The sequence below is a fragment of the Sphingomonas sp. RB1R13 genome (assembly GCF_036663775.1).
In the GTDB taxonomy this organism is placed as follows: domain Bacteria; phylum Pseudomonadota; class Alphaproteobacteria; order Sphingomonadales; family Sphingomonadaceae; genus Sphingomicrobium.
Window position 1 is genome coordinate 96991 of the sequence record NZ_JAXOJM010000003.1, and the last position, 26406, is coordinate 123396.

Annotated in this window: 25 protein-coding genes and 1 tRNA gene; 21 read left to right on the forward strand and 5 right to left on the reverse strand. The window is 65.2% G+C overall.

What is annotated here, in order from left to right; translation table 11 throughout:
* Nucleotides 1-61: 61 nt before the first annotated feature.
* The 10 genes from U1700_RS09995 (at nt 62) to U1700_RS10040 (ending at nt 10846) form a co-directional block, all read left to right on the forward strand.
* Nucleotides 62-526: a GNAT family N-acetyltransferase gene (locus U1700_RS09995; protein ID WP_332752476.1), complete on the forward strand. Its 465-nt coding sequence runs from the start codon at nt 62-64 to the stop codon at nt 524-526.
* Between the two features lie 119 nt (nt 527-645).
* On the forward strand, nt 646-1200 hold the full coding sequence (locus U1700_RS10000; RefSeq protein ID WP_332752992.1) for a F0F1 ATP synthase subunit delta: 555 nt from the start codon (nt 646-648) through the stop codon (nt 1198-1200).
* Nucleotides 1201-1202: 2 nt separating this feature from the next.
* Entirely contained in the window at nt 1203-2732 is a 1530-nt protein-coding gene (gene atpA / locus U1700_RS10005; RefSeq protein ID WP_332752478.1) for a F0F1 ATP synthase subunit alpha, read from the forward strand.
* Between the two features lie 105 nt (nt 2733-2837).
* Complete coding sequence (locus U1700_RS10010; RefSeq protein ID WP_332752480.1) at nt 2838-3725, forward strand: F0F1 ATP synthase subunit gamma; 888 nt, start codon at nt 2838-2840, stop codon at nt 3723-3725.
* A 27-nt stretch (nt 3726-3752) separates the two neighbouring features.
* Nucleotides 3753-5222, forward strand: a complete 1470-nt coding sequence (gene atpD / locus U1700_RS10015) for a F0F1 ATP synthase subunit beta (protein WP_332752483.1) — start codon at nt 3753-3755, stop codon at nt 5220-5222.
* The gene (locus tag U1700_RS10020) at nt 5223-5483 is read left to right on the forward strand and encodes an ATP synthase F1 subunit epsilon (protein ID WP_332752485.1); all 261 of its coding nucleotides are present in this window, start codon (nt 5223-5225) and stop codon (nt 5481-5483) included. It abuts the gene before it with no gap.
* A gap of 79 nt (nt 5484-5562) precedes the next feature.
* Nucleotides 5563-7062, forward strand: coding sequence for an ArnT family glycosyltransferase (locus U1700_RS10025; protein ID WP_332752487.1), 1500 nt, complete (start codon nt 5563-5565; stop codon nt 7060-7062).
* A 59-nt stretch (nt 7063-7121) separates the two neighbouring features.
* Entirely contained in the window at nt 7122-8639 is a 1518-nt protein-coding gene (locus tag U1700_RS10030) for a CpaF family protein (RefSeq protein ID WP_332752489.1), read from the forward strand.
* 66 nt (nt 8640-8705) lie between these two features.
* Nucleotides 8706-10619, forward strand: coding sequence for a TIR domain-containing protein (locus U1700_RS10035; RefSeq protein WP_332752491.1), 1914 nt, complete (start codon nt 8706-8708; stop codon nt 10617-10619).
* Between the two features lie 65 nt (nt 10620-10684).
* Nucleotides 10685-10846 carry a hypothetical protein gene (locus U1700_RS10040; protein ID WP_332752493.1) on the forward strand — a complete coding sequence of 54 codons (162 nt, stop codon included), beginning with the start codon at nt 10685-10687 and terminating at the stop codon, nt 10844-10846.
* Nucleotides 10847-10873: 27 nt separating this feature from the next.
* Here the strand turns inward: U1700_RS10040 and U1700_RS10045 are convergent, their stop codons facing one another.
* On the reverse strand, nt 10874-11734 hold the full coding sequence (locus U1700_RS10045; RefSeq protein WP_332752495.1) for a S1 family serine peptidase: 861 nt from the start codon (nt 11732-11734) through the stop codon (nt 10874-10876).
* 191 nt (nt 11735-11925) lie between these two features.
* On the opposite strand from U1700_RS10045, the gene U1700_RS10050 reads away from it, so the two are divergent.
* Nucleotides 11926-13698: a hypothetical protein gene (locus U1700_RS10050; protein ID WP_332752497.1), complete on the forward strand. Its 1773-nt coding sequence runs from the start codon at nt 11926-11928 to the stop codon at nt 13696-13698.
* Between the two features lie 9 nt (nt 13699-13707).
* Here the strand turns inward: U1700_RS10050 and U1700_RS10055 are convergent.
* The 4 genes from U1700_RS10055 to cysD all read right to left on the reverse strand — a co-directional run bounded on the left by U1700_RS10055 (nt 13708) and on the right by cysD (nt 17678).
* Nucleotides 13708-13782: transfer RNA gene (locus tag U1700_RS10055), tRNA-Val, on the reverse strand.
* A 46-nt stretch (nt 13783-13828) separates the two neighbouring features.
* Nucleotides 13829-14491, reverse strand: coding sequence for a peptide-methionine (S)-S-oxide reductase MsrA (gene msrA, locus U1700_RS10060; protein WP_332752499.1), 663 nt, complete (start codon nt 14489-14491; stop codon nt 13829-13831).
* A gap of 321 nt (nt 14492-14812) precedes the next feature.
* Entirely contained in the window at nt 14813-16717 is a 1905-nt protein-coding gene (gene cysN / locus U1700_RS10065) for a sulfate adenylyltransferase subunit CysN (protein WP_332752501.1), read from the reverse strand.
* 28 nt (nt 16718-16745) lie between these two features.
* Entirely contained in the window at nt 16746-17678 is a 933-nt protein-coding gene (cysD, locus tag U1700_RS10070; protein WP_332752503.1) for a sulfate adenylyltransferase subunit CysD, read from the reverse strand.
* A gap of 204 nt (nt 17679-17882) precedes the next feature.
* On the opposite strand from cysD, the gene U1700_RS10075 reads away from it, so the two are divergent.
* From U1700_RS10075 to U1700_RS10120, 10 genes are all read left to right on the forward strand, one after another.
* Nucleotides 17883-18566, forward strand: a complete 684-nt coding sequence (locus U1700_RS10075) for a hypothetical protein (protein ID WP_332752505.1) — start codon at nt 17883-17885, stop codon at nt 18564-18566.
* Nucleotides 18567-18665: 99 nt separating this feature from the next.
* The gene (guaA, locus tag U1700_RS10080; protein ID WP_332752507.1) at nt 18666-20228 is read left to right on the forward strand and encodes a glutamine-hydrolyzing GMP synthase; all 1563 of its coding nucleotides are present in this window, start codon (nt 18666-18668) and stop codon (nt 20226-20228) included.
* A gap of 58 nt (nt 20229-20286) precedes the next feature.
* Nucleotides 20287-20910 (forward strand): nicotinate-nucleotide adenylyltransferase, encoded by a 624-nt coding sequence (locus tag U1700_RS10085; RefSeq protein WP_332752509.1) that lies wholly within the window; start codon nt 20287-20289, stop codon nt 20908-20910.
* Nucleotides 20911-20999: 89 nt separating this feature from the next.
* A complete protein-coding gene (gene rsfS / locus U1700_RS10090; RefSeq protein WP_332752993.1) occupies nt 21000-21323 on the forward strand; it encodes a ribosome silencing factor in 324 nt (107 codons plus the stop codon).
* A 7-nt stretch (nt 21324-21330) separates the two neighbouring features.
* Nucleotides 21331-22365: a serine hydrolase gene (locus tag U1700_RS10095; RefSeq protein ID WP_332752511.1), complete on the forward strand. Its 1035-nt coding sequence runs from the start codon at nt 21331-21333 to the stop codon at nt 22363-22365.
* On the forward strand, nt 22366-22788 hold the full coding sequence (locus U1700_RS10100) for a 23S rRNA (pseudouridine(1915)-N(3))-methyltransferase RlmH (RefSeq protein ID WP_332752513.1): 423 nt from the start codon (nt 22366-22368) through the stop codon (nt 22786-22788).
* Between the two features lie 3 nt (nt 22789-22791).
* The gene (locus U1700_RS10105; RefSeq protein ID WP_332752515.1) at nt 22792-23952 is read left to right on the forward strand and encodes a murein hydrolase activator EnvC family protein; all 1161 of its coding nucleotides are present in this window, start codon (nt 22792-22794) and stop codon (nt 23950-23952) included.
* A 38-nt stretch (nt 23953-23990) separates the two neighbouring features.
* Nucleotides 23991-25316 carry a S41 family peptidase gene (locus tag U1700_RS10110; protein WP_332752517.1) on the forward strand — a complete coding sequence of 442 codons (1326 nt, stop codon included), beginning with the start codon at nt 23991-23993 and terminating at the stop codon, nt 25314-25316.
* A 1-nt stretch (nt 25317) separates the two neighbouring features.
* Entirely contained in the window at nt 25318-25842 is a 525-nt protein-coding gene (locus U1700_RS10115) for a disulfide bond formation protein B (protein ID WP_332752519.1), read from the forward strand.
* On the forward strand, nt 25839-26375 hold the full coding sequence (locus U1700_RS10120; RefSeq protein ID WP_332752521.1) for a demethoxyubiquinone hydroxylase family protein: 537 nt from the start codon (nt 25839-25841) through the stop codon (nt 26373-26375). The genes U1700_RS10115 and U1700_RS10120 overlap by 4 nt, the downstream gene beginning before the upstream one ends.
* Nucleotides 26376-26406: the final 31 nt, after the last annotated feature.

Here is a 26406-nt window from a genome sequence, read left to right on the forward strand (position 1 = left end):
ACCAGCATAAGACAGTCGCGTCCGCCGCGCATCCCGCGCCTTGCGGTCAAACCGGGGTTTCATGACGTTCACCTTTCACGAGGGCGATCTCGACAGCGAAGACGTCGCCGCGCTGCTCGACCTGCATGCGGCGGGGATGGAAGCGAGTTCGCCGCCCGAGGCGTGCCATTTCCTGGTCGCCGATGCGCTGCGCGATCCCTCGATCCGTTTCTTCGCGATGCGTGATGGGGATGGAGTTTTGCTCGGGATTGGCGCGCTGAAGTCGCTTGGAAGGAGCGACGGCGAGCTGAAGTCGATGCGGACCGCCCCGGCGGCGCTCGGGCGCGGGGTCGGTGGCACGATACTGGCTCACCTAGTCGCCGAGGCACGGGCGATGGGCCTGACCCGGCTCAGCCTGGAAACTGGCAGCACCCCCGATTTCGCCGCAGCGCTGCACCTCTACGAGCGCGAGGGCTTCACCCCGTGCGAACCGTTTGGCGGTTACGAAGCGTCAGCCTTTTCGCGCTTCTTTTCGCTGACAATCTAGCCTCGTCTTGCATCGCCGTGCCCCCTTTGCTAGGGGGCCGCAACCCGGTGGGGGTGCAGGGCTTCGGTCTCCAGCGCCCTCCGTCCTGGGGCCAATACTCGACTTGGAGCTTATCGCGCGTGGAGAATTCCGGCGGCATTCAGGCTAGCCTCGCAGGGCGCTACGCGACTGCGCTGTTCGGCCTTGCCCGCGACGAAAAACAGATTGATTCGGTCTCGAAGAGCCTCGAATCGCTGACTCAGGGGCTTGCTGAATCGGCCGATCTGAGGCGCGTCGTGGAAAGTCCGCTGGTCAACCGGATCGAGGCGGCCAAGGTCGTCGCGGCGCTGGTCCCGACGCTGGGACTCGACCCGCTGACGGCGCGCTTCCTCGGCGTCCTTGCCAAGAACGGCCGGCTGGTCGAACTGCCGCGCGTCATTGCCATGATCCGCACCCTCGCCGCCGCCCACCGTGGCGAGACGACCGCGCAGGTAACCACCGCCCACCCGCTGAACGACGACCAGCGCGTCGCGCTCGCCGCCCAACTCAAGACCCGCGCCAAGCGCGACGTATCGATCGACGCAAAGGTCGATCCCGCCATCCTCGGGGGCATTATCGTCCGGCTGGGAAGCCAGATGATCGATGCCTCCATTCGTACCAAACTCAATACCTTAGCCACGGCTATGAAAGGCTGATCATGGATATCCGCGCCGCTGAAATCTCCCGCGTCATTCGCGACCAGATCGCGAACTTCGATGCCGACGCGCAGGTCTCCGAAGTCGGCACCGTGCTGTCGGTCGGCGACGGCATCGCCCGCATCCACGGCCTCGACAATGTCCAGGCCGGCGAGATGGTCGAATTCGAAGGCGGCATCCAGGGGATGGCGCTCAACCTGGAGGCCGACAACGTCGGCGCGGTCATCTTCGGGTCGGATTCGACCATCAAGGAAGGCTCGACCGTCAAGCGTACCGGCACGATCGTCGATGTCCCCGTCGGCAAGGGCCTGCTTGGCCGCGTGGTCGATGCGCTCGGCAACCCGATCGACGGCAAGGGCCCGATCGTCAGTGACCAGCGCAGCCGCGTCGAGGTCAAGGCGCCCGGCATCATCCCGCGCCAGTCGGTCCACGAGCCCGTCCAGACCGGCCTCAAGGCGCTTGACGCGCTCGTTCCCGTTGGCCGCGGCCAGCGCGAGCTGATCATCGGCGATCGCCAGACCGGCAAGACCGCCGTCGCGCTCGACACCTTCATCAACCAGAAGGCCGCCAACGCCGGCGACGATGAGAGCAAGAAGCTGTATTGCATCTACGTCGCCATCGGCCAGAAACGCTCGACCGTCGCCCAGATCGTCCGCGCGCTCGAAGAGAATGGCGCGATGGAATATAGCATCGTCGTCGCCGCGACCGCGTCGGAGCCCGCTCCGCTGCAATATCTCGCGCCCTACACCGGCTGCGCGATGGGCGAATATTTCCGCGACAACGGCATGCACGCGGTCATCGTCTATGACGATCTGTCCAAGCAGGCGGTCGCCTATCGCCAGATGTCGCTGCTGCTGCGCCGTCCGCCGGGCCGCGAAGCCTATCCGGGCGACGTCTTCTATCTTCACAGCCGCCTGCTCGAGCGCGCCGCCAAAATGAACGCCGACAATGGCTCGGGCTCGCTCACCGCGCTACCGATCATCGAGACGCAGGCGGGCGACGTGTCGGCCTACATCCCGACCAACGTGATTTCGATCACCGACGGCCAGATCTTCCTCGAGACCGACCTGTTCTACCAGGGCGTCCGTCCGGCGATCAACGTCGGGCTGTCGGTGTCGCGCGTCGGATCGGCGGCGCAGACCAAGGCGATGAAGAAGGTCGCCGGCTCGATCAAGCTGGAGCTTGCGCAGTATCGCGAAATGGCGGCGTTCGCACAGTTCGGATCGGATCTCGATGCCTCGACCCAGAAGCTGCTGGCGCGCGGTGCCCGGCTGACCGAACTGCTCAAGCAGCCGCAGTATCAGCCGATGCCGATCGAGGAGCAGGTCGCCTCGATCTTCGCGGGTACGCAGGGGTTTGTTGACACCGTGCCGACGACCGACGTCACGCGTTACGAATCGCAGATGCTGAGCTATTTGCGCTCGGACAAGCCGGAAATCCTCGCGAAGATCCGCGACACCAAGGCGCTCGACGACGAGACCTCGGCGGCGCTCAAGGATGCGCTGGCGACGTTCGGCAAGCAGTTCGCTTAAGGATCGTCATCCCGGGCTTGACCCGGGACCCGCCTTTCTACGGTGGGAGTGGAACACAAGAAGGCAGGTCCCGGATCAAGTCCGGGATGACGAAATAGGAACGCAATGGCCTCGCTTAAATCCCTCAAGATGCGCATCGGCTCAGTCAAGTCGACGCAGAAGATCACCAAGGCGATGAAGATGGTCGCCGCGGCGAAGCTTCGTCGGGCGCAGGCCAATGCCGAGGCCGGGCGCCCCTATGCGACGCGCCTGGCCGCGGTCGTCGCCAGCCTGGCGTCGCGCGTTTCGGTCGGGCCGCACAGCCCCAAGCTGATCGCGGGCACCGGCAGCGACCAGACCCATCTGATCGTGCTCGCCACCGGCGATCGCGGGCTGGCGGGCGCGTTCAACACCAACATCGTCCGCGCCGCCCGCCGCAAGGCCGAACAGCTGGAGGCCGCGGGCAAGACCGTCCTGTTCTACATCGTCGGGCGCAAGGGTCGCCCGGTGATCCAGCGCTTCTACCCCAGCGCGATCATCGCCCAGCATGACACCAGCGCGATGAAGGCCCCGGGCTACACCGATGCGCAGGCGATCGCCGAGGACATCAGCCAGCGCTATTTCGCCGGCCAGTTCGATGTCGCGCACCTCGCCTATGCCAATTTCCGATCGACGCTGCTGCAGGAGCCGACGGTCGACCAGATCATCCCGGTCGTCCCCGCCGTCAATCCTGCCAATGACAAGAATGCCGCCCCCGCTGCCGCGACCGAATATGAGCCCGACGAGGAAGCGATCCTCGCCGCGCTGCTGCCGCGCAACGTCGCGATCCAGGTCTATCGCGCGCTGCTCGAGAATCAGGCCGGTTTCTATGGCAGCCAGATGACCGCGATGGACAATGCCACGCGCAACGCCGGCGACATGATCAAGAAGCTGGCGATCATCTACAACCGCCAGCGCCAGGCCGCGATCACCACCGAACTCGTCGAAATCATCTCGGGCGCCGAAGCGCTCTAACCGCCCAAAAAGCCAAGGACAGACATCATGGCCACCGCCGCCCCTACTGCCCCCACCCAGACGAGCAACCTCGTCGGCCGCATCGCGCAGGTCATCGGCGCGGTCGTCGACGTCTCGTTCGACGGCGAGCTGCCGCCGATCCTCGGCGCGCTTGAAACCAGCAACAATGGCAATCGCCTTGTCCTCGAGGTCGCCCAGCACCTCGGCGAGAATATGGTCCGCACGATCGCCATGGACGCGACCGAGGGCCTGACCCGCGGCCAAACCGTGACTGACACGGGTTCGCAGATCCGCGTCCCCGTCGGTCCCAAGACGCTTGGCCGCATCATGAACGTCATCGGCGAGCCGATCGACGATCGCGGCCCGATCGGCAGCGACCTGTCGGCCCCGATCCACGCCGAGGCCCCGCTGTTCGTCGACCAGTCGACCGAGAGCGCGATCCTCGTGACCGGCATCAAGGTCATTGATTTGCTCGCTCCCTATGCGCGCGGCGGGAAGATCGGCCTGTTCGGCGGCGCCGGGGTCGGCAAGACCGTGCTGATTCAGGAACTGATCAACAACATCGCCAAGGGCCATGGCGGCGTGTCGGTGTTCGCCGGAGTCGGCGAGCGCACCCGCGAGGGTAACGATCTCTACCACGAGTTCCTCGACGCGGGTGTCATCGCCAAGGATGCCGACGGCAACCCGACCCCCGAGGGATCGAAGGTCGCGCTGGTGTTCGGCCAGATGAACGAGCCGCCGGGAGCGCGCGCCCGCGTCGCGCTGTCGGGCCTGACTCAGGCCGAATATTTCCGCGACGTCGAGGGCCAGGACGTGTTGTTCTTCGTCGACAACATCTTCCGCTTCACCCAGGCCGGTTCGGAAGTGTCGGCACTGCTCGGCCGCATTCCGTCGGCGGTGGGCTATCAGCCGACGCTGGCGACCGACATGGGCCAGTTGCAGGAGCGGATCACCTCGACCAACAAGGGGTCGATCACCTCGGTCCAGGCGATCTATGTTCCCGCCGACGATCTGACCGATCCGGCCCCGGCCGCGTCGTTCGCCCATCTCGACGCGACGACCACGCTTAACCGCGCGATTTCGGAACTGGGTATTTACCCGGCGGTCGATCCACTCGATTCGACCAGCCGCGTGCTGACCGTTGCCGTCGTTGGACAGGAGCATTACGACACCGCGCGCCGCGTTCAGGAGACGCTGCAGAAGTATAAGAGCCTTCAGGACATCATCGCCATCCTCGGCATGGACGAGCTGTCGGAAGAAGATAAGCTGATCGTCGCCCGCGCGCGGAAGATCCAGCGCTTCCTCAGCCAGCCATTCCACGTCGCCGAAGTGTTCACCGGCATTCCCGGCAAGTTCGTCCAGGTCGAAGACACCGTCGCCTCGTTCAAGGCGGTCGTCGAAGGCAAGTATGACCACCTTCCCGAGAGCGCCTTCTACATGGTCGGCGGGATCGACGAAGCGGTCGCCAAGGCCGAGAAGATGGCGCAGGAAGCCTAGATGGCCGACCTGCTCCACTTCGAGCTCGTCACTCCGGAAAAGCTCGTTCGCTCCGAGGATGTCCACATGGTGGTCGTCTCCGGCAGCGAGGGCGATTTCGGCGCGATGGCCGGGCACGCGCCGTTCATGACGACGCTCAAGGACGGCCCGCTGACGGTGTTCAAGACCGCCGGTGGTGCGCCCGAGACGATCAATGTCAGCGGCGGCTTTGCGGAGATCGGCGCGGGCGGGCTGACGGTGCTCGCGGAGAGCGTGAGCTAGGCTCTTGTTTGGCAGGGGTAAAACCTACGCTTTGCTTTTGATTTAGGTTACACTTATCGTCGCCTCGAGGGGGGTGACGATGACCGGTTCGACGCGAGCGCTCGACGCGCGGTGGTTCGGCCTGTGGTCTATCCTCGCCCTTGTCGCGGTCGCGATTGTCACGCGCGCCGCCGCGTTTGGTAATCCGCTGCTCCACGTCGACGACCAATATTATTTGCTGGTCGGCAAGGCGATCGACCATGGCCAGCTGCCCTATGTCGACATTTGGGACCGCAAGCCGATCGGGCTGTTCCTGATCTATGCCGCCATCGCCCGACTGGGCGGCAGCGGTGTCGAGCAATATCAGCTGGTCGCCGGGCTTTTCGCCGTCGCCACTGCGTGGGTCGTCACTCGCCTGGCCAGCCGCATCGCCAATCGCCAAGGGGCGCTGCTTGCCGGGATCGTCTATCTCGCGACCCTTGTCCCGTTCGGCGGACAGGGTGGGCAGTCACCGGTCTTCTACAATCTGCTCATCGCCGGCGCCGCGCTGTCGTTCGTCAGGGCCGCCGAAGGAACCACTCGTCTCGTCCCGGCCGCGATGACCGCAATGGTCGCCTGCGGACTGGCGCTAACTGTCAAGCAGGTCAGCATCGTTGAGGGTATCTACCTCGGCCTGTGCTTCCTGATCCTTGCCCGCCGCCGCCAATGGCCTCCTCTGCGTCTGGTTGGCCTCGCCGTAGCCATGATCGCGGTGGCGCTACTGCCGACCCTGCTCGCTGCAATCTATTACTTCGCCCACGGCCATCTCGGTGACTACGTCTTCGCCAATTTCATCTCGATCTTTTTCAAAGCCGATCAGGGTATCCGCTCGCGCAGCTTTGGCGTCCTTTTCCTGCTGGTCTTCATGATCCCGCTAATCCTAACCGGAATCATCGGCTCGGTTATGAGGCACCGCCGCTTCGGAAATGCCGATCTACGCACCATCTTTCTGAGTGGCTGGATGGTTGCCGCGCTGCTCGGCGTCATGCTCATTCCCAACTTTTACGACCATTACGAGCTCCCCCTGATCGCGCCCCTGAGCGTTTCTGCAGCGACCTTGCTCGGCCGGCGCACCGGATTCGCGTTGGCCGCCGCGCTGCTCCTGACCGCCTGGTCCGAAGGCTCGATGTTTCGTTTCCAGCCCAATCGCGAGGGGCGCCTAGCGTTCGAGGCACTCGCCTCGGCGATTGCCGGTTCGCGCCACAATGGCTGCCTCTACCTCGCATCGGGCCCACCCCTCCTGTATGATCACGCGGGCGATTGTCGGCTCACCAAATATCAGTTCCCAGAACATCTCGCCGATGCCAATGAAGCCCGCGCGATCGGAACCGACCAGCAAGGCGAACTGGCCCGCGTGCTCATGCGCAAACCAGCCGTGATCGTCCGTGTCTCCGCACCTATCCTCGAAGCCAACCCGCGCAGCCTTGCCCAGGTTGCGGCTGCTCTTGCCCGCGACTATCGACGGATCTTGGTCAGGCGCTCACCGGTTCAACGCTCCTTCCGCGTCTTCGAAGTATGGCAGCGCCGCGACCTGCCCCCGCTGCGGACTAACCTTTCGTAAAAGTTTTGCGCTTATTCACCATCGTGGATTACCCCAATGAACGACGGGACACGGTGGGCATGAACGCTTTCGGCAAGCGCAACGGACTGGGCAACACGGGCTCTGCGCGACCCAATTTCGGGGTGGCACGGCCGATGAAGGCCGGCCCCGGCGGCGCGCCCGCCGGCGGCGAGCAATTCCCGCCGGTGGAGGAACTCGCCGAGATCGTCGACGACGGCCCGGTCCACGCGTCAAACTCGATGATCGGGGCGATGGATCGCCTCAACAAGCGCCAGAACGCCAGTGGCGAGGCCGGCGCCAGCAAGACCGAGGGATTTGAAGCCTCGGTCCACCGCATCAAAGAGCAGGTCCTTCCGCGCCTGCTCGAACGGGTCGATCCCGAAGCCGCCGCCACGCTCGGCAAGGACGAGCTGGCCGAGGAATTCCGGCCGATCATTTCCGAAGTGCTCGGTGAGCTGAAGATCAACCTCAACCGGCGCGAACAATTTGCGCTGGAAAAGGTGCTGGTCGACGAGCTGCTCGGTCTCGGGCCGTTGGAAGAATTGCTCGCCGACCCGTCGATCAGCGACATCATGGTCAATGGTCCCGACCAGACCTTCGTTGAGCGCAAGGGCAAGCTCGAGCTCGCGCACATCCAGTTCCGCGACGAAGAGCATCTGTTCCAGATCGCCCAGCGGATCGTCAACAAGGTCGGCCGCCGGGTCGACCAGACTACTCCGCTGGCCGATGCCCGTCTGCCCGACGGCAGCCGCGTCAACGTCATTGTGCCGCCGCTCAGCTTGCGCGGCACCGCCATCTCGATTCGTAAATTCTCCGAAAAGCCGATCACGCTCGACATGATGCGCGGCTTTGGATCGATGTCGGAGAAGATGGCGACCCTGCTCAAGATCGCCGGCGCCAGCCGGATGAACATCGTCATTTCGGGCGGCACCGGTTCGGGCAAGACCACTATGCTCAATGCCCTGTCCAAGATGATCGACCCGGGCGAACGCGTGCTGACGATCGAGGATGCCGCCGAGCTTCGGCTTCAGCAGCCGCACTGGCTGCCGCTAGAGACGCGTCCCGCCAACCTCGAAGGCCAGGGTGCGATCACCATTCGTGATCTCGTCATCAACGCGCTGCGCATGCGTCCCGACCGGATCATCCTGGGCGAAATTCGTGGACCGGAGTGTTTTGATCTGCTCGCCGCGATGAACACCGGCCATGACGGATCGATGGCGACGCTTCACTCCAACTCCCCGCGCGAATGCCTCGCGCGCATGGAGAATATGGTGATGATGTCGGACATCAAGGTGCCCAAGGAAGCCATTTCGCGCCAGATCGCCGACTCGGTCGACCTCATCATCCAGGTCAAGCGCCTGCGCGACGGGTCGCGACGCACGACCAACATCACCGAAGTGATCGGGATGGAAGGCGACGTCATCGTCACCCAGGAATTGTTCAAGTTCGAATATCTCGACGAGGGCAGCGACGGCAAGATCATCGGCGAATATCGATCGATGGGGCTGCGTCCCTACACAATGGAAAAGGCCAAGCAGTTCGGCTTCGACCAGCCCTACCTCGAAGCTTGTCTCTAGTCTGGGCCCACTGCTGGCAATGCCGGTCGTGATCGGTTAGCCTTGTCCAAACGGGGGCAAGGTGAAGTGGCAGACGAAGCAAACGCCTCCGCACGCCAACCGACGGTTTTCCTTAGCTATTCGCGCGTCGACCGGCAGCTGGCGGAAAGACTCGCCGACACGCTGAAACTCGCCGGAATCATGGTCTGGTGGGATGCGCTGATCGAAGGCGGTGCGGCGTTCGCCAAATCGATCGCAACGGCCCTCGACGAATCCGATGCGGTCATCGTCCTATGGTCGGCCAGTTCGACCGAATCCGACTGGGTGCGCGACGAGGCCGCCGCCGGGCGCGACCGCCACCGGCTTGTCCCCGTGTCGATCGACGGCACGATTCCCCCGCTCGGGTTTCGCCAATATCAGTCGATCGACTTGACCCACTGGCGCGGCAAGCGCGACGCGCCCGAGATCAACGCCATCCTCTCGGCAATCGAGCTCGCCAGCCACAAGCCTGTGCCTTTGCGCCCGGTCATGGCCCCGGTCTCGCGCCGTTCGGCGATCGGTCTCGGCGCGGGCGCTGCCGTGCTGGTTGTCGGCGGTGGCGGATTGATCGGCTGGAAGACAGGGCTGTTCGACCGCGGCGAGGCTGCCAACAGCATTGCCATCCTGCCCTTCCGCAACCTCAGCCCCGACCCCGAACAGGCGTTTTTCTCGCAAGGGCTGACCGAGGAATTGCGCTCGGCATTGTCGCGCAACGATTCGCTCAAGGTCATTGCCGGTGCTTCGTCCGACGCCGCCGGGGCGGCGGGCGCGAGCCCGGCCGACTTCGCGCGCAAGCTCCAGGTCGCCTTCATCCTTGACGGCACGGTCCGGCGGTCGGGCGACACGGTGCGAATTACCGCCAATCTGAGCGACGGCGCGACCGGCTTCAGCCGCTGGTCAAAGACCTTTGATCGCGGGCTGGCCGACATATTCGCGGTGCAGAGCGAGATTGCCGGGCTTGTCGCACAGGCCATGGCCGCCCAGATCGAAAGTGCCGCTCCCGCCCCCGGCGGCACGCGCATCGTCGCCGCCTATGAAGCCTATCTGCGCGGCCGGGCGCTGTTCAACACCGCCAAGGATGAAGTCACCGATCGCGCCGCGCTCGACCAATATGGCCAGGCGATTGCGCTCGATCCGGGGTTTGCGCTGGCGTTTGCCGCGCGCTCGCGATCGCTTGCTGCCATCGCCGGGGAATATGGCAAGGCCGACCAGCTCAAGTCGCTGTACGATGCCGCCATCGCCTCCGCCCGCCAGGCGGTCGATCTCGCGCCCGACCTCGCCGAAGCCCAGCTCGCGCTCGGCTTTGCCGAGTTCAACGGCCAGCTCGACGTCCGCGCCGCGCGGGCCCCCTACGAGCGCGCTTATGCCCTTGGCCATGGCGACGCCGACATCCTGCTCTTGTTCGCCATTTACGCCGTCCGGGCGGGCCGCGGGACCGAAGCGCTGACGGCTATTCGGCGGGCTTTGGCGCTCGACCCGCTCAACCCGCGGACTCACCGCGCGGCGGGATCGATCCATTATTCGCTTCGCCAATATCCGACCGCGATCGCCGCGCTCGACCAGTCGCTCGCGCTTAATCCCAAAATCTCCAACGCCAGCGCGATGATCGGCAATTGCCGCTACCAGCTGGGCCAGATCGAGACCGCGCGCGCCGCCTATGCCGCCGAGCCCCACGACGTCTTCCGCCTGCCCGGCCTGGCCATCGCCGAGCATCGGCTGGGCCACCGCGCCAAGGCTGACGAGGCGATGGCCGCGCTGGTGGCGCTGGGCGACAGCGCGCTCTACCAGCAGGCCGAAGTGCTGGCGCAATGGGGCGAGCGCGACCGGGCCATCGTCGCGCTTCAGCAGGCGCGCGCGATCGGCGATGCCGGATTGCTTTACCTGACCACCGACCCGATGCTCGACCCGGTCAAGGAATCCCCACAATTCAAGGCTTTGGCATCAGGCATTGGTTTGATCTGAGCTGGCCTATCGCGACGTCGCAATTCATGGGATGATGTCAGCGTCGATCAGGAAAGGTCTTACTCATGGTCATTGGCGGAAAACCCGTAACCGATGCGTCCGAGGACGAGAATGAAGACGCCGTCGAAGAGACAAGCGAAGGCGAAGACAAGAGTGTCGGCGACTCGCGCAGCGTTGGCGACTCGCGCAGCGTCGGCGATTCCAGAAGCGTCGGCGACTCGCGCTAACGTATCGAGCCGCTTTGGCGAGATCTGCTAGCGCATCTCGCTGACTGAAGGATCGCTCGCCATCGCGCGGTTGACCCAGTCGAGATAATGGTCGCGATCGATCCGGACATAGACCCCGGGTCGGTCGGACTTGGCACAGCCATCGCCCCAGCTGACGATGCCAACGAGCACCGGCTCGCCCAGCGTGCGGATCAATGGACCGCCGCTGTCGTCCTGACACGTGTCCTTGCCCGGCGCGCCAGCGCAAATCATGCCGTCGGTCGTTTGGCCACGATAGGCCGCTACCGCACCGCAATCGACTGCGGCGATGTCGACCTGCAGCAAACCCGCCGAGTTGCGTCCGTCGGGGCCCGCGCTGGTCCGCCCCCAGCCAGAAGCGCTCAGCGGATCGCCGGGCGCCACCGCCCGGTCGTCGTCGCCGCTGCCATTGAGAGCGATCGGCGTGATCGTCGCTCCGCCGCCTTCGCCAGTCGCTTCATCAGCCGCGAAATGGACCAGCGCGATGTCATTGAGATGATGCAGCGCGTCATAGTCGAGATGACGAACCATGCGGTCGATGACGAACGTCATGCCAGGGTCATTGGCCAGATCGCGCGATCCCAGTCGCGCGCGATAGCCCTTCTCGACCTTGGCCTCGTCGATGCAATGCGCCGCGGTCACCACCCAGCCATCCGCGATCAGGGACCCGCCACAGCGATGGGCAAGCTCCCAATAGGGTTTCGCCGCGCGCTCGGCCTCGGTGTAGGCGGCGGGCTCGGCGTTCGAGTAAATCTCCGCCTGCCACGGCGCGCCAAAGCGCATTGCAGATTCCGGCGCTGCGGCCTGGTCCTGGGACCATCCGGGCACTGGGCTTAACAACAGCGAGACCGCCAGCCAGCCGATGCGCATCGTCACTCTCCCTGCCGCCGGACTTGAGAAAACCATAGTCCGGTCCGATCCCCAACTTGTTTTACCTCGAAGGCGGCGCGCGCGCCATTTGCAACAGCTACGCAACCCGTGGCATGCAGTCGGTGGGGGACAAAGATGCACGCTTTGCTTGGGTTTTCGATACCGCGAAATTGCCTGATCATGGGTCGGCGATGATCTCGCCAGATCGCCCAGCGCGCATCCTGTCGGTTGCCGTCACGGGTCACCGCCCCGACCGACTGGGTGGTTGCGACCTCGCCCAGCTCGACGCGACGGTGATCGACGTGCTTAAGCAGATCAGCCGCGCCGCGACGACCTTCGCCCCGACCCGGACCCGACTGGTCAGCGCGCTGGCCGAGGGCGCCGATAGCATCCTTGCCGACGAAGCAGTCAAGCTTGGCTGGTCGCTCGACGTCATCCTGCCCTTCGACCGCCAGGAATATGCCAAGGATTTCACGAAACCCGACGCGCTGGAAGGCTATTTCCGTCGGCTCGACCATGCCCATTCGGTGTTCGAATTGCCCGGCGACCGCATTCACGAAGGCGGCGAGACGGCAGCCTATGAACGGGCCGGACGCGCCGCTCTGGCCCAGGCCGACCTGCTGCTGGCAGTGTGGGACGGGCATCCCGTGCGCGGCCGCGGCGGGGCTGCGCAAATTGTCCACGAAGGCGTCCTGAAGGGCATCCCTGTCGTCCGCATCGACCCCACCGGGGGGACCGAGCCGATGTTGCTGTGGGACGGGCTCAACGAAGTCGATCTTGGCCAGCAGACGACGGACACCGTCGCGCGCGGCGGTCTCGAGCATCTCGATCGGGTCATTAGCGACTTGCTCGATCCGCCTTCCTTCGCCGATGAAACGCGAATGCTCGGCCTGTTTGAGGAAGAACGTCGGCACTGGCCTGGAACCGGTGTGGCCTATCCCCTGTTCCTCGCGCTGATGGGGGTGCGCAAGATTCGTTTGACCGATTTCGGGGTGAAACCGAAAGCTTCGGGACAAGCACCGTTATTATCGGCGTGCGCGGCTTCGCCGGACTTTGCATTGCGCCTCGATCGCTTCGTCACCAGGCGCTTCGTTCGCGCCGACTTCGCCGCCAGCCGCAGCGCCGCGCTGTTTCGCAGCAGTTTCCTGCTCAACTTCTCGCTGTCGTCCCTGGCGGTCCTGCTGACGATGCTCGGGCTTGCCCTTCCAACCGGTGCCAAGTTTTATCTGCTGACCCTGGAATTCGCGACGATCAGTTCGATCCTAATCATCACCTCGGCGGGCAATCGGGCCGGGTGGCACCGCCAGTGGCTCGACAGCCGGGCGCTGGCCGAGCGGCTGCGGTGCCTGGCGCTGACCACCCAGCTCGGCGACCTCGATCTGCGTAATGCCGCGGGCAAGTCGTCGCCGTGGGTCAGTTGGTATATCCAGGCCGCAGCCCGCGAACTCGGGCTGCCCGGGGTCAAGGTCGATGCCGCCTATCTGAGCTGCGTCAAGCAAGAGCTGCTCGAGATGATCGACGGGCAGATTGGCTATCTCGAGGTCGACGCCCGGCGAATGCACCAGCTCGATCACCGGCTGCACCGGGGCGGGTCGGCGCTGTTTGCGGCGACCGCGCTGGCCTGCCTGCTGATGCTGGGGGTCAAGACGCTGCCCGGGATGGAGTGGGTGGCGGGAGAAAGCCCATTGCCGCTGTCACTGGTCGTCACCATCCTCGGCGCCGCGCTGCCGTCGATCGGCGCGGCCATTTACGGGATCCGCATGCAGGGCGACTTTGCCGGCGTCGCGGCAAGGAGCGAGACGCTGCGCCGCGACCTGATCATCCTGAAAGACGTCATCATCGACGACGAGCTGGAATATGACGCGCTGCTGCGGCGGATCCGGCGGGTCGCCGACCTGATGGCGGTCGACCTGACGGCATGGCTCCAGACCTACACCGCGCGTCCACTGACGCTTCCGGGCTGAGGCGAAAACTGGTGGGCGTGGCAAGGATTGAACTTGCGACCCCTGCGATGTCAACACAGTGCTCTACCACTGAGCTACACGCCCACTCGACGCGGTCTCTAGGGAAGCGGGGCGCGGCCCGCAAGCCCGTTCAGGCGCGATAATTTGCCGCGAACTGGCGCCGGAGCGCGTCGACCTTGGGCCGGTCGTTGACGACGATGTAGGGATAATCGGGATTGCGCGCCATGAAACGCTGGTGCTCGGCCTCGGCCGGGTAGAAGCCGCGAAAGGGTTCGACCGTGGTCACGATCGGGCGGGGGAAGACCCGTGCGGCGGCGAGCTGGCCGATGTAGGCGCGCGCGACGCGAGCCTGTGCCGGGGACAAGGGAAACAGCGCCGAGCGATATTGGGTGCCACGATCGGGGCCCTGCGCGTCCTTGAGGGTTGGGTCGGCGACGACCGAGAAATAGATGCGCAGCAGCTGGCCATAGCTGACCACGGTCGGATCGAACACGACGCGAACCGATTCGGCATGGCCGGTGCGCCCGGTCGAGCTTTGGCCATAAGTCGCGGTCGCGGCGCTGCCCCCGCTATAGCCCGAGGTTGCCGAGATGACCCCCTTCACATGGCTGTACACCCCCTCGACCCCCCAGAAGCAGCCGCCGGCGAAGACCGCAGTCTCACGGTGACTAACGGCAGCGATGTCCATCACCGGGCGCGGCGCCATGACGGTGGCGGCAGTGGTCGCGGGAAAGGCGATTGCGGCGGCAGTCAACGCGCCGAGAATGGCGAGGGGGGCGAAAATCGGCTTCATCGGGTCGAGCCTTTCAGTTGATCAATCCGTGCCCAGTGGACAGTGGGGCATGAACCGCAAAGGAACGGATGGGAGGCCGGGCGGGATGCATTATGGACAAGTGGACAGTCTGGCGCGGTTTGGCAGGAGATGGTTGGCGAGCACCAGCGCAACGCAAAATGGACACGCTAGACAGTGCAGCGCGGCGTGCGAGGGGACGTCTGGCGGCGGCGAACGCAAGTCGCATGGAACGCCCTCCCCTCTTTCCCAGCCTGGCGGACCCGCCGGGGCTATCACTAATCTAACCTATTTGGCATATTATGATAGAAAAAACAACCTGAATTAGGTCCCGAGATCGAGCAGTGCGTCGACGATGAGGTCGGCGGCGGCTTCGGCCGACAAGGTGGTCGTGTCGATCCTGAGTTCGGGGTGGCGCGGGGCCTCGTAGGGGCTGTCGATCCCGGTGAAATTCTTGAGCTGGCCGGCGCGGGCCTTGGCGTAGAGGCCCTTGACGTCGCGCCGCTCGGCCTCGGCCAGCGGGGTGTCGATGAACACTTCGAGGAATTCGCCCGCCGGGATCATCGCGCGGACCATGTCGCGCTCGGCACGGAAGGGCGAAATGAAGGCGGTGACGACGATGAGTCCGGCGTCGCTCATCAGTCGCGCGATTTCGCCGACGCGGCGGATATTCTCGATCCGGTCGGTCTCGGTGAAGCCAAGATCCTTGTTTAGCCCGTGGCGGACATTGTCGCCGTCGAGCAGGAAACTGTGGCGGTTCATCCGGTTGAGCTTTTTCTCGACGAGGTTGGCGATGGTTGACTTGCCCGCGCCCGACAGGCCGGTCAGCCAGACGACGGCCGGGCGCTGGTTTTTCAGCCGCGCGCGCGCCGCGCGGTCGACACTCATCGCCTGCCAGTGGATATTGGTCGCGCGGCGAAGCGCGAAGTGGATCATCCCGCAGGCGACGGTGGCGTTGGTGACGCGGTCGATGAGAATGAAGCCGCCGAGCGCCTTGTCCTCGGCATAGGGGGCGAAGACGATCGGGCGGTCGGTAGCGAGTTCTGCAACGCCGATCGCGTTGAGCTCGAGCGTTCTGGCCGCCAGATGCTCCATCGTATTGACGTTGAGTTCATATTTGGGAGCGGCAAGGGTTGCGCCGACGGATTGGGTGGCGAGTTTGAGCGAATAGGTTCGCCCCGGGACGAGCGGGTCGGCGTCGAGCCAAACGATGCTTGCCTCGAACCGGTCGGCGACCACTGGGGGATCGGCGGCCGCCACGATCACGTCGCCGCGCGCGCAGTCAATCTCGTCGGCCAGCGTCACCGTGACCGATTGGCCGGCAGTGGCGGCGGGAAGGTCGCCGTCCATCGTCACGATCCGGGCGATGCTGCTGGTCGCGCCCGAGGGAAGGATGCGGACGGCGTCGCCCGGCGCGACTATGCCGCCCGAAACGAGCCCGGCGAAACCGCGAAAGTGCTGGTCGGGACGGTGGACGAGTTGGACGGGCATTCGGAACGGGCCGCGCGACGCCGCATCGGAGTCGACATCGAGTGCTTCAAGCGCTTCGAGCAGAGTCGGGCCGGTGTACCAGTCCATCGTTGCCGAGCGATCGACAATATTGTCGCCGCGGACGCCCGAGACGGGGATGACGATGATGTCGCTAAGCCCGGCCTCGGCCGCGAATATGCGATAGTCGGCGACTATGGCGTGAAAGGCGTCGGCACTGTCGTCGACCAAGTCCATCTTGTTGACCGCGAGGATGCGGTGGCGGACACCGAGCAGCTTCGTCAGCAGGCTGTGGCGGCGGGTCTGAGTCAGGAGCCCCTTGCGCGCATCGACCAGGATGACCGCCGCGTCGGCGGTCGAGGCGCCGGTGACCATGTTGCGGGTATATTGTTCGTGGCCCGGCGTGTCGGCGATGATGAACTTGCGCGTCGGGGTGACGAAGAAGCGGTAGGCAACGTCGATCGTGATGCCCTGTTCGCGCTCGGCAGCGAGGCCATCGACGAGGAGGGCGAAGTCGATCCCTTCCCCGCGCGTCCCGACGCGGACCGAATCGGCCTGGAGCGCGGACAATTGGTCGTCGAAGATCTGGCGCGTATCAAAAAGCAGGCGGCCGATCAGGGTCGACTTGCCGTCGTCGACCGAGCCGCAGGTGATAAAGCGGAGCATGGATTTTTGGGCATTGGCGCGGAGCCAGCCGGCAATGTCGTCGGCAATCATCGCCTCGGGGAGATAGCCGGTCATCGGGCGCCAGATTGCACGGGGTGCGGCATCAAAAATAGCCTTCTTGTTTCTTCTGCTCCATCGACGCACCGGGATCATGGTCGATTGCGCGGCCGTGGCGTTCGGAAGTGGTCGCGAGCAATGTTTCCTGGATGACCTGGTTGATCGTCGTGGCCTCGCTCTCGATCGCGCCCGACAGCGGGTAGCAGCCGAGCGTGCGGAAGCGGATGGTGCGGGTCACCGGGACTTCGCCGGGGCGAAGGCGGAAGCGGTCGTCGTCAACCATCAGGATCAGCCCGTCGCGCTCCACCGTCGGGCGCGGGGCGGCAAAATAGAGCGGGACGAGAGCGATCTTCTCGCGCGAGATATATTGCCACACGTCGAGCTCGGTCCAGTTGCTGATCGGGAAGGCGCGCAGCGATTCACCGGGGCGCAGCGCGGTGTTGAACAGGTTCCATAATTCGGGGCGCTGATGACGCGGGTCCCAGCGATGGCTGGCCGAGCGGAACGAAAGGATGCGTTCCTTGGCGCGGCTTTTTTCCTCGTCGCGCCGGGCGCCGCCGAACGCTGCGTCAAATCGGCCGGCGTCGAGCGCCTGCTTAAGTCCTTGCGTCTTCCACTCGTCGGTGTGGCGCGCGCCATGATCGAACGGGTTGATCCCGGCGGCTTCGGCAGCGGGGTTGCGGTGGACGATGAGGCGAATGCCGCTCGTTTGCGCAACCTTGTCACGCATTTCGTACATCGCGCGGAATTTCCATGTCGTGTCGACGTGGAGCAAGGGGAATGGCGGGGGTGCGGGGAAGAAGGCTTTTTGCGCGAGGTGGAGCATCACCGCCGAATCCTTGCCGATGCTGTAAAGCAGGACGGGCGCGCGGCTTGTCGCGACGACTTCGCGGAAAATATGGATCGCATCCGCCTCCAGCCGATCGAGATGGCTGAGGCGAGCGCGATGATCCGCGATGCTGTCGACCCCTGAAAGCATGGGCAGGTCTTAGCAGCCGCGCGGCGCGTTGCACGTACGAAAGCGGGTCCGCTTCTGAGCGCAATTTGGAGCAATTCGTCCGTTTCGGAGGCGTGCCAAGCTGAACGGCGGACAACGCGGAATTCAGCCATTGTGCAGCCGAATGGCTTTAATTGCGTTGATGCACCGAGCGTATTCGGGAATTATCAGATGAGGAACAGCCCCATGACTGCAATCAAGAAAATCCTGGCCGGAACGGTCGGCATCGCCGCGATCATCGGGGCTGCCAGCCCTGCCGCCGCGCAATATTATCCCGGCAACGGCTATGGCGGTTACCAGAATAACAGCCCCGGCAATGTCGTCGGACAGGTGATCAACGGCGTCATCGCTGCCACCCAATATGGCGGGTATCAGTATGGCAATTACGGATATGGCCAATCGTACGGCTATCGTGGCCAGAACATCCAGGCGAGCGTTGCCGTCAACCAGTGCGCCGCCGCGGTCGAGACTCGCCTCAACGGCGGTGGCTATAACAATGGTTATGGTGGCGGTGGCTATGGCGGTTACAACCAGGGCTATGGCCAGGGCTACGGTCAGAGCTACGGCCAGGGTGGCCGCGTGACCGGGATCACCAACATCGAAGCCCGCAACAATGGCGCGCTGCGCGTCCACGGCGTGATTTCGACGATGGCCGGTGGCGGATATAACCAAGGCTACAACCAGGGCTATAACCAGGGCTATGGCTACAACAACGGCTATAACAATGGCGGCGGCTACAACAACGGCGGTTACGGCGCCCCCAACCTGAGCTTCACCTGCAAGGTGGATTATTCGGGCCGGGTGATCGACCTGTCGATCGACCGCAACCGTGGCGGCTATAACCGTGGCTATGGCTATCGCGGTTACTAAGGCCACGCCTGCCTAAAAGCCGACCACTTCGGTGGACAGGGATGCGCCGGGGCCTTAACGCCTCGGCGCATCTTTTTACTGTCTCCGAAGGTGCCGCCCGTGACCCTGCCGACCGCCGACACGATCCTGATTGTCGACTTCGGCAGCCAAGTCACCCAACTGATCGCACGGCGGGTGCGCGAGGCCGGGGTCTATTGCGAAATCGCCCCGTTCAACGCTGCCGCCGAAGCTTTCGAGCGGCTCGCTCCCAAGGGCATCATCCTGTCGGGCGGGCCATCGTCGGTGATGTGGGACGACAGCCCGCGCGCACCCCAGCATTTCTTCGACCTTGGCCTGCCGATCCTCGCGATCTGCTATGGCCAGCAGACCATGGCGCAGCAGCTTGGCGGGCTGGTTGCGAGCAGTGACGGCGGCAAGGAATTCGGGCGCGCCTACATCGATGTCGTTGCTCCCTCGGCGCTGTTCGAGGGGCTGTGGTCGGTCGGCGAGAAGCACCAGGTGTGGATGAGCCATGGCGACCGGGTCGAACGGCTCCCCGAAGGATTCGCGGTCGTCGCCCAGTCCGAAGGCGCGCCCTATGCCATCGCCACCGACGAGGCGCGTCGGTTCTATTCGATGATGTTCCACCCCGAGGTGGTCCACACTCCCGACGGCGGCAAGCTGCTGGCGCGGTTTGCGAAGGAGATTTGCGGCTGTTCGGGCGAGTGGACGATGGGCGCCTATCGCGACGCCAAGATCGCCGACATTCGCGCCCAGGTCGGCGACGGCAAGGTGATTTGCGGGCTGTCGGGCGGAGTCGATTCGGCGGTCGCCGCAGTGCTGATCCACGAAGCGATCGGGGAACAGCTGACCTGCGTCTATGTCGACCATGGCCTGATGCGCGCGGGCGAGACCGAACAGGTCGTGACCCTGTTTCGCGACAGCTTCAACATCCCGCTGGTCCATGTCGATGTCGAGGAATTGTTCCTGTCGGGGCTCGCGGGGGTCACCGACCCCGAGAAGAAGCGCAAGTTCATCGGCGCGACGTTTATCGACGTGTTTGATGCCGAGGCGAAGAAATTGGGAGGAGCCGATTTCCTGGCGCAGGGGACGCTTTACCCCGACGTGATCGAGAGCGTCAGCTTTACCGGCGGGCCCTCGGTGACGATCAAGAGCCATCATAATGTCGGCGGCCTGCCCGAGACGATGAAGATGAAGCTGGTCGAGCCTTTGCGCGAACTGTTCAAGGACGAGGTCCGCGTGCTCGGCCGCGAGCTGGGGTTGCCCGAGGCGTTCGTCGCCCGCCACCCCTTCCCCGGCCCCGGGCTCGCGATCCGCATCCCCGGCGAAGTGACCAAGGAACGCTGCGACATCCTGCGCAAGGCCGATGCCATTTACCTGGAGGAAATCCGCAACGCCGGGCTGTACGACGCGATCTGGCAGGCGTTTGCAGTGCTGCTGCCGGTGCGGACGGTCGGCGTGATGGGCGATGCGCGGACCTATGACAGCGTATGCGGATTGCGAGCGGTCACCAGCGTCGATGGCATGACCGCCGACGTCTATCCATTCGAGGCCGCCTTCCTGACGCGGGTGGCGACGCGGATCGTCAACGAGGTCGCGGGGATCAATCGCGTGGTCTACGACTACACATCGAAGCCGCCCGGAACGATTGAGTGGGAGTGACGGCCGCACTTCGAGGGGCAATACGTCACGCGGGCGGCGACGCTGCTAGCGCTGCAGCATGAGGCGCATCGGACTCCTTGGCGGGAGCTTCAATCCGGCGCATCGCGGGCATCGGCGGATGAGCCTGGCGGCGATGGACGCTCTCGGGCTCGACGAGCTGTGGTGGCTGGTGTCGCCGGGCAATCCGCTGAAAGCCAAGGCCGGGATGGCGCCTTTTGCCGCGCGCCTTGCCTCGGCCCGCGAAATAGCGCGTGGGACGGGGATCAGGGTGAGCGATATCGAGGCGAGGCTTCACACCCGCTTCACCGTCGATACCGTCACCGCGATTGTCCGGCGCCGCCCCGCCGACCGCTTCATCTGGCTGATGGGGGCTGATACTGTTGCCGAATTTCACCAGTGGAAGGATTGGCGTCGACTGGCGCGTACCGTGCCGATTGCGATCATGTCGCGTCCGGGCTATGGGCGAGCGGCCCGTGCGGCTCGCGCGATGGGCTGGTTGCGGTGGTTCGTCCACCCCGCCGCCACGGCCCGGAGGTGGACGAATTGGAGCGCACCGGCGATTAGCCTGCTTCGCCTGCCCCCCGACCCGACCTCCGCAACCCGCCTCCGCGCGCTCGACCCCGACTGGCATCGCCGCTTCACCGCGGTGCGCGCGCCTCACGCCCGACTGGAGAAGAATTGACCGACCCCCTGCCCGCCACCAGCGGACCTAACCGCGTTTCCGGCCGCCCTTCGGGGCCTGCCGACGTCGCCGCGCTGCACGCCCTCATCATGAAGAGCCTCGACGACGACCAGGCGGTCGAGACGCTGTCGATCCCGCTCGCCGGCAAGTCGGCGATTGCCGATCACATGGTCATCGCCAGCGGCCGATCGTCACGCCAGGTCGCGTCGATGGCAGCCAAGCTTGCCGCGAAGATCAAGGAAGAATTCGGCAAGATCGTCCGGATCGAAGGGTTGCCCGTCGCCGACTGGGTCCTGATCGATGCCGACGACGTCATCGTCCACCTGTTTCGCCCCGAAGTGCGCAGCTTCTACAATCTGGAACGCATGTGGGCGTTCGGCGACGAGAAGGATGCCAAGGTAGGCGCCGCCTGATTTGACGATGTCCGCGTTCCTCGGCGCCGTTGCGCTTGCGTTTCAGGCTGCGCCCGCGCCGATGGCGGTGCTTCAGCCGGCGCCGGTGTATCGCGCGCCTTACACCGCATCGCCGACGGCAGGCATCGCCGATCTCCAGCGCCGGCTCGAGGAGATCGCCGCCGTCCCGGCGGGCGATGTGGGGATTTCGGCAATCGACTTGTCTACCGGGCGGCAGGTCAGCGTCCACGGCAGTCGCGCCTTCCCGATGGCGAGCACGGTCAAGGTCGCGATTGCCGCGACGTACATGGCCGAAGTCGACGCCGGGCACCGAACGCTGGCGACGATGATCCCGGTCGATTATCGCCTGCGGCTGCGCGCCGACGGGATTACTGCCTTTGCTCCGCATGACGGGGTATCCCTGTCGGCTGCAAACCTGATCGAGCTGATGCTGACGCGAAGCGACAATACCGCGACCGACGTGTTGCTGGCCGACCTTGGCGGACCGGCGACGGTCGAGAAATGGCTCGAGATCAACCATGTCACGGGCCTGCGGGTCGATCGCACCATTGCCCAGTTGCTGCTTGCCCGGCGCGGGGTGCGGGTGGCGAGCGGATCGACCGAGGCTGAGGCGCTGCGCCGCTGGGAACCAGTGACGCCTGGAAGCGTCAGCGAGAATGACGACGAGCGTGCCACCGGGTCGATGCTGACGTTCGATCAGGATCCGCGCGACACTGCGACCCCCGACGGTTTCGCAATTTTCCTCAAGCGGCTGTATCGCGGCGAGCTGATCAAGCCGGCCAGCCGCGATTTCCTGTTCGATGTCATGCGCCGCTGCATCACCGGGTCGAACCGGATCAAGGGGATGCTTCCCGCCGGGACCAATGTCGAGCACAAGACCGGGACTTATGCGACGATCACCGACGATGTCGGCTATATCGTGCTGCCCGACGGTCGGCGGATCATCGTCACGGTCTTCACGCGCGGCGGCAATGGGCCGCGCGCGTCGATCATCGCCCGGGCGTCGCGCGCGATCTACGACAGTTTCGCCGCGACCCGCTAAATGCTCCTCCACATCATCGCACGGGGCAAGATAGGGCGATCGAGCGAGGCCGAGATGGTTGAGCGTTATTTGAAACGCATCGGCTGGCCGACCAAAGTCACCGAGCTGCCCGACCGCGGCGGGACGATTCCGATCGCGCCGCCGGCCAGCGTGACCATCGCGCTCGACGAACGCGGCGAGGCGGTATCGTCGATGGCCCTGGCGAAAAAGCTCGAGGCGTGGCGCGACGGGGGCAAGCGCGAGGCGCGGTTCCTGATCGGTGCCGCCGACGGGCATGACGAGGCGCACCGGGCCGAGGCCGACTGGCTATTGTCGTTCGGCCCGGCGACCTGGCCGCACATGATGGCGCGGGCAATGCTGGCCGAGCAATTGTTTCGCGCGACATCGATCCTTGCGAACCATCCCTATCACCGCGAAGGGTAGGTAATGCGTCGCCTGATTCTCCTGGCCCTTGTACTCCCCCTGCTCGGCGCGGCCGATCCGGTGGTGGTGCCGGGCGAACCGTCATTGGCGCAGGCGCAGGCTGAAGTCACTCGCACCGCCGCCGAGGAAGTGCGCCTCACCGCCGCTGCGTCGAGTGCCGGGAACGAGGCCGAGCGTCTCGCCGGGGAGCGGCGTGCCGCCGCTGCCGCCATCACCGTCGCCGAGGCGCGGATCGGCGCCGCCGAAATTATTTACCGCAGCGCGCAGGCCGACATGGCGACGCGCAAGGGGCGCCTTGCCCAGCAGCAGGCCCCCGTCGCCGGGCTCCTCGCCGGGCTCGTCACCATGGGCCGCCGTCCGCCGTTGCTTGCGCTGGCCGACGGATCGACCGAGGAATTTGTGCGGGTCCGCGCGCTGCTCGACGCGACCATGCCCGCGATTCGTGCGCGCACCGCCGCGCTCAGCGCTGATCTTTTCGCCGGGCAACGCGCCGCAGCATCAGCAGCGCAGGCACGTGATCGGCTGGCCAAGGAGCGGACCGGGCTGGAGGCCAGGCGCACCCAGTTCGCCGCGCTCGAGCAGCGCGCGCTGAGCCGACAGACGAGCCTTGCCGGCCAAGCGCTCGGCGCAGGCGACGAGACGCTGGCCGGGGGTGAAATGCTCGGCGCGCTTGGCAATGAAGCAAGCCGCCGACGAAACGCGATGAACAGCGCCACCGAACTTGCGAGGCTGGACCCCATCCCCGGGCGCCCCGGCTCCGTCGCCGCATTACCCCCACTACTCGCCTACCAGCTCCCGCTCGACGCCCCGGTCGCCGCCGGGCTCGGCACCGTCGATACCAACGGCATCCGCTCGCGCGGCCTGTCCCTGCGGAACGGCCGAGGCGCCGCGCTGGTCGTCCCCGCCGACGGGACGGTTGTCTTCGCTGGCCCCTATCGCCGATCGGACGGAGTAATCATCATCGACCATGGCGGAGGCTGGATTAGCCTGATCGTCAATGTCGCGACCTCCCTGCCTAAGGGAGCAACGGTCCGCCGCGGCGATCCGCTTGGCCGTGCGCTCGGCCCGGTCGAGATCGACCTGACCCATGATGGCGCCGCAATCTCCCCGGCCTTCATCGCAGCTTCATCTGCGATGCTGTCCAACCGGGTCAAAGGCGGCTAGAGTCCCCGCCCTGTACCCGCCGCAACCAAAGGTGTTCGATGCGCTTCGCCAAGCTCCTTCCCCCGCTCGCGCTGGTCGGCGCGCTGGCCTTGATCCCGACTGCGACGAGTGGCCTGGCGGCAGCCGATACCGACACGTACAAGGAGCTGGAGACGTTCATGAGCGTGTTCCAGCGGGTCCGCTCGCAATATGTCGACAAGGTCGATGACCATGTCCTAATCAAGGGTGCGATCGACGGCATGCTGGCCGCGCTCGACCCTCATTCGGCCTTTGCCGAGGGCGCCGACTATCAGCAAACCAAGGCAACCACCGACGGCAATTACGGCGGGCTGGGCATTACCGTCTCGACCGAGGATGGCGCGGTCAAGATCGTCGCCCCGACCGAGGACACGCCGGCGTGGCGCGCGGGGCTGAAGGCAGGCGACTATATCACCCACCTTGACGGGGTGCTGCTCTATGGCTCGACCCTCGACGAAGCGGTCGAGAAGATGCGCGGCGACGCGGGGACCAAGATCAAGCTGACCATCGTCCGCCCCGGCCGCGACAAGCCGTTCGACGTTTCGCTGGTGCGCGAGAAGATCCAGCTTCGCCCGGTGAAGTGGGAGATCAGGGACCAGATCGGCTATATCAACATCAACGGCTTCTCGGCCCAGACCGGGGCGGCGACCGAAAGCGCGCTGAAGTCGATCGATGCCGCGACCGGGGGTCACCCGCTGGGCTATGTCGTCGATCTTCGTTCGAATCCGGGCGGGTTGCTCGACCAGGCGGTGTCGGTCAGCGACGCCTTCCTCGACCATGGCGAGATCGTGTCCGAGCGCGGGCGAGAGAAGACCGACATCGACCGTTTCTATGCCCACCCCGGGGACCTGGCCCACGGCCTGCCGGTGATCGTGCTGGTTGATGCCGGTACGGCGTCGGCCGCCGAAATCGTCGCCGGTGCGCTTCAGGACCAGCGCCGCGCGATCGTCATGGGCGAGCGCAGCTTCGGCAAGGGCAGCGTCCAGACGGTCATGCCGATGAGCGCGTCGAGCGTCCTTCGCCTGACCACCGCGCGCTATTATACGCCCTCGGGCCGTTCGGTGCAGGCGGGCGGGATCGACCCCGATATCATCGTGCCCCAGCTGAGCGACCCCGACTATAAGGACCGCCCGCGGCTGCGCGAGGCCGATTTGCGCAAGCATCTGCTAAGCCAGACCAAGGTCGACGATACGCTGCTCGAGAGTGACACCACCCCCGATCCGCGCTTCACCGCCACCGCCGACCAGCTCAAGACGCAAGGGGTCAAGGATTTCCAGCTTGATTATGCGCTGAAGACGCTGCGGCGGCTGAGCGGAGTGCCCGCGGCGAAGGTCGCGGCGAAGTAAGGTGACCGCAGCCACGCTGATCGAGCCCGCGCCACGCACCGCACTGTCCGCCAACCAGGCGGCGCGGCTGCTCGCGCTGCTTGTTCCGCTCGGGCTGCTCGGTGGGGCGTTGTTCTCGCAATATGTCGGCGGGTTGTGGCCGTGCGAAATGTGTTGGTGGCAGCGCTATCCCCATGCCGCCGCGATCCTGCTCGCCGCGCTGGCCTTCCTGTTCGCCGCAGGAGACCGACGGGCGAGGGGGCTGGTCGTGTTGGCCGCGATCGCGATTGCCGTGTCGGGCGGGATCGGCGTCTATCATGCCGGGGTCGAAGCCAAGGTCTTCCAGGGCTTCACCGCTTGCTCGAGCTCGATCAAAAGCGGCAGTTCGGCCGACATCTTGAAGCAGATCATGAACGTGCCGCTGATCCAGTGCGACCAGGTCCAGTGGCGCTTCCTGGGGCTGTCGCTGGCGGCGTGGAATGCGCTGATCTCGCTGCCCGCCGCCGCCGTTACGGCGTTTCTCTTGTTGAAAGGTCGCGCACGATGAGCCGCTGGACCCCCGGCGATCAGGCGATCGACACGGCGTCGATGCTTCGCGTTAACCAGGCCGGCGAATATGGCGCGACCCGAATTTATGCCGGGCAGCTCGCCGTGCTGGGCCGCGGGACCGCCGCGTCGCACCTCGTCGCGCGGATGGCGTCGCAGGAGCAGCGTCACCTCGACCGGTTCAACACCCTAATGGCCGAGCGCCGGGTTCGCCCGACCCTGCTCCAGCCGCTATGGAGCATCGCCGGCTTCGCGCTTGGCGCGGCGACTGCGCTGCTGTCCGAGAAAGCGGCGATGGCCTGTACCGAAGCGGTCGAGACCGAGATTGATCGCCATTATGCCGATCAACTGGTCGAGCTTGGCGACAGCGACCCCATCCTGTCGGCCGATATCCTCGATTTCCAGGCCGAAGAACTCGAACATCGTGACACCGCGCGCGAGCATGGCGCGGCCGAAGCGGCGGGCTATCCGTTGCTGACCGCTGTCATTCGCGCCGGTTGCCGTGCCGCCATCACCGTTTCCAAACGCATTTGACGAAACTGGACCGGCGGCCCGTCCGTTGATC

Bases quoted from the DNA above. Each gene is read 5' to 3' on its own strand.
- U1700_RS09995 (WP_332752476.1), top strand. From the start codon at position 62: ATGACGTTCACCTTTCACGAGGGCGATCTCGACAGCGAAGACGTCGCC.
- atpA (WP_332752478.1), top strand. From the start codon at position 1,203: ATGGATATCCGCGCCGCTGAAATCTCCCGCGTCATTCGCGACCAGATC.
- U1700_RS10010 (WP_332752480.1), top strand. From the start codon at position 2,838: ATGGCCTCGCTTAAATCCCTCAAGATGCGCATCGGCTCAGTCAAGTCG.
- atpD (WP_332752483.1), top strand. From the start codon at position 3,753: ATGGCCACCGCCGCCCCTACTGCCCCCACCCAGACGAGCAACCTCGTC.
- U1700_RS10020 (WP_332752485.1), top strand. From the start codon at position 5,223: ATGGCCGACCTGCTCCACTTCGAGCTCGTCACTCCGGAAAAGCTCGTT.
- U1700_RS10025 (WP_332752487.1), top strand. From the start codon at position 5,563: ATGACCGGTTCGACGCGAGCGCTCGACGCGCGGTGGTTCGGCCTGTGG.
- U1700_RS10030 (WP_332752489.1), top strand. From the start codon at position 7,122: ATGAACGCTTTCGGCAAGCGCAACGGACTGGGCAACACGGGCTCTGCG.
- U1700_RS10040 (WP_332752493.1), top strand. From the start codon at position 10,685: ATGGTCATTGGCGGAAAACCCGTAACCGATGCGTCCGAGGACGAGAAT.
- U1700_RS10045 (WP_332752495.1), bottom strand. From the start codon at position 11,734: ATGCGCATCGGCTGGCTGGCGGTCTCGCTGTTGTTAAGCCCAGTGCCC.
- U1700_RS10050 (WP_332752497.1), top strand. From the start codon at position 11,926: ATGATCTCGCCAGATCGCCCAGCGCGCATCCTGTCGGTTGCCGTCACG.
- msrA (WP_332752499.1), bottom strand. From the start codon at position 14,491: ATGAAGCCGATTTTCGCCCCCCTCGCCATTCTCGGCGCGTTGACTGCC.
- cysN (WP_332752501.1), bottom strand. From the start codon at position 16,717: ATGACCGGCTATCTCCCCGAGGCGATGATTGCCGACGACATTGCCGGC.
- cysD (WP_332752503.1), bottom strand. From the start codon at position 17,678: ATGCTTTCAGGGGTCGACAGCATCGCGGATCATCGCGCTCGCCTCAGC.
- U1700_RS10075 (WP_332752505.1), top strand. From the start codon at position 17,883: ATGACTGCAATCAAGAAAATCCTGGCCGGAACGGTCGGCATCGCCGCG.
- U1700_RS10085 (WP_332752509.1), top strand. From the start codon at position 20,287: ATGAGGCGCATCGGACTCCTTGGCGGGAGCTTCAATCCGGCGCATCGC.
- rsfS (WP_332752993.1), top strand. From the start codon at position 21,000: ATGAAGAGCCTCGACGACGACCAGGCGGTCGAGACGCTGTCGATCCCG.
- U1700_RS10095 (WP_332752511.1), top strand. From the start codon at position 21,331: ATGTCCGCGTTCCTCGGCGCCGTTGCGCTTGCGTTTCAGGCTGCGCCC.
- U1700_RS10100 (WP_332752513.1), top strand. From the start codon at position 22,366: ATGCTCCTCCACATCATCGCACGGGGCAAGATAGGGCGATCGAGCGAG.
- U1700_RS10105 (WP_332752515.1), top strand. From the start codon at position 22,792: ATGCGTCGCCTGATTCTCCTGGCCCTTGTACTCCCCCTGCTCGGCGCG.
- U1700_RS10110 (WP_332752517.1), top strand. From the start codon at position 23,991: ATGCGCTTCGCCAAGCTCCTTCCCCCGCTCGCGCTGGTCGGCGCGCTG.
- U1700_RS10120 (WP_332752521.1), top strand. From the start codon at position 25,839: ATGAGCCGCTGGACCCCCGGCGATCAGGCGATCGACACGGCGTCGATG.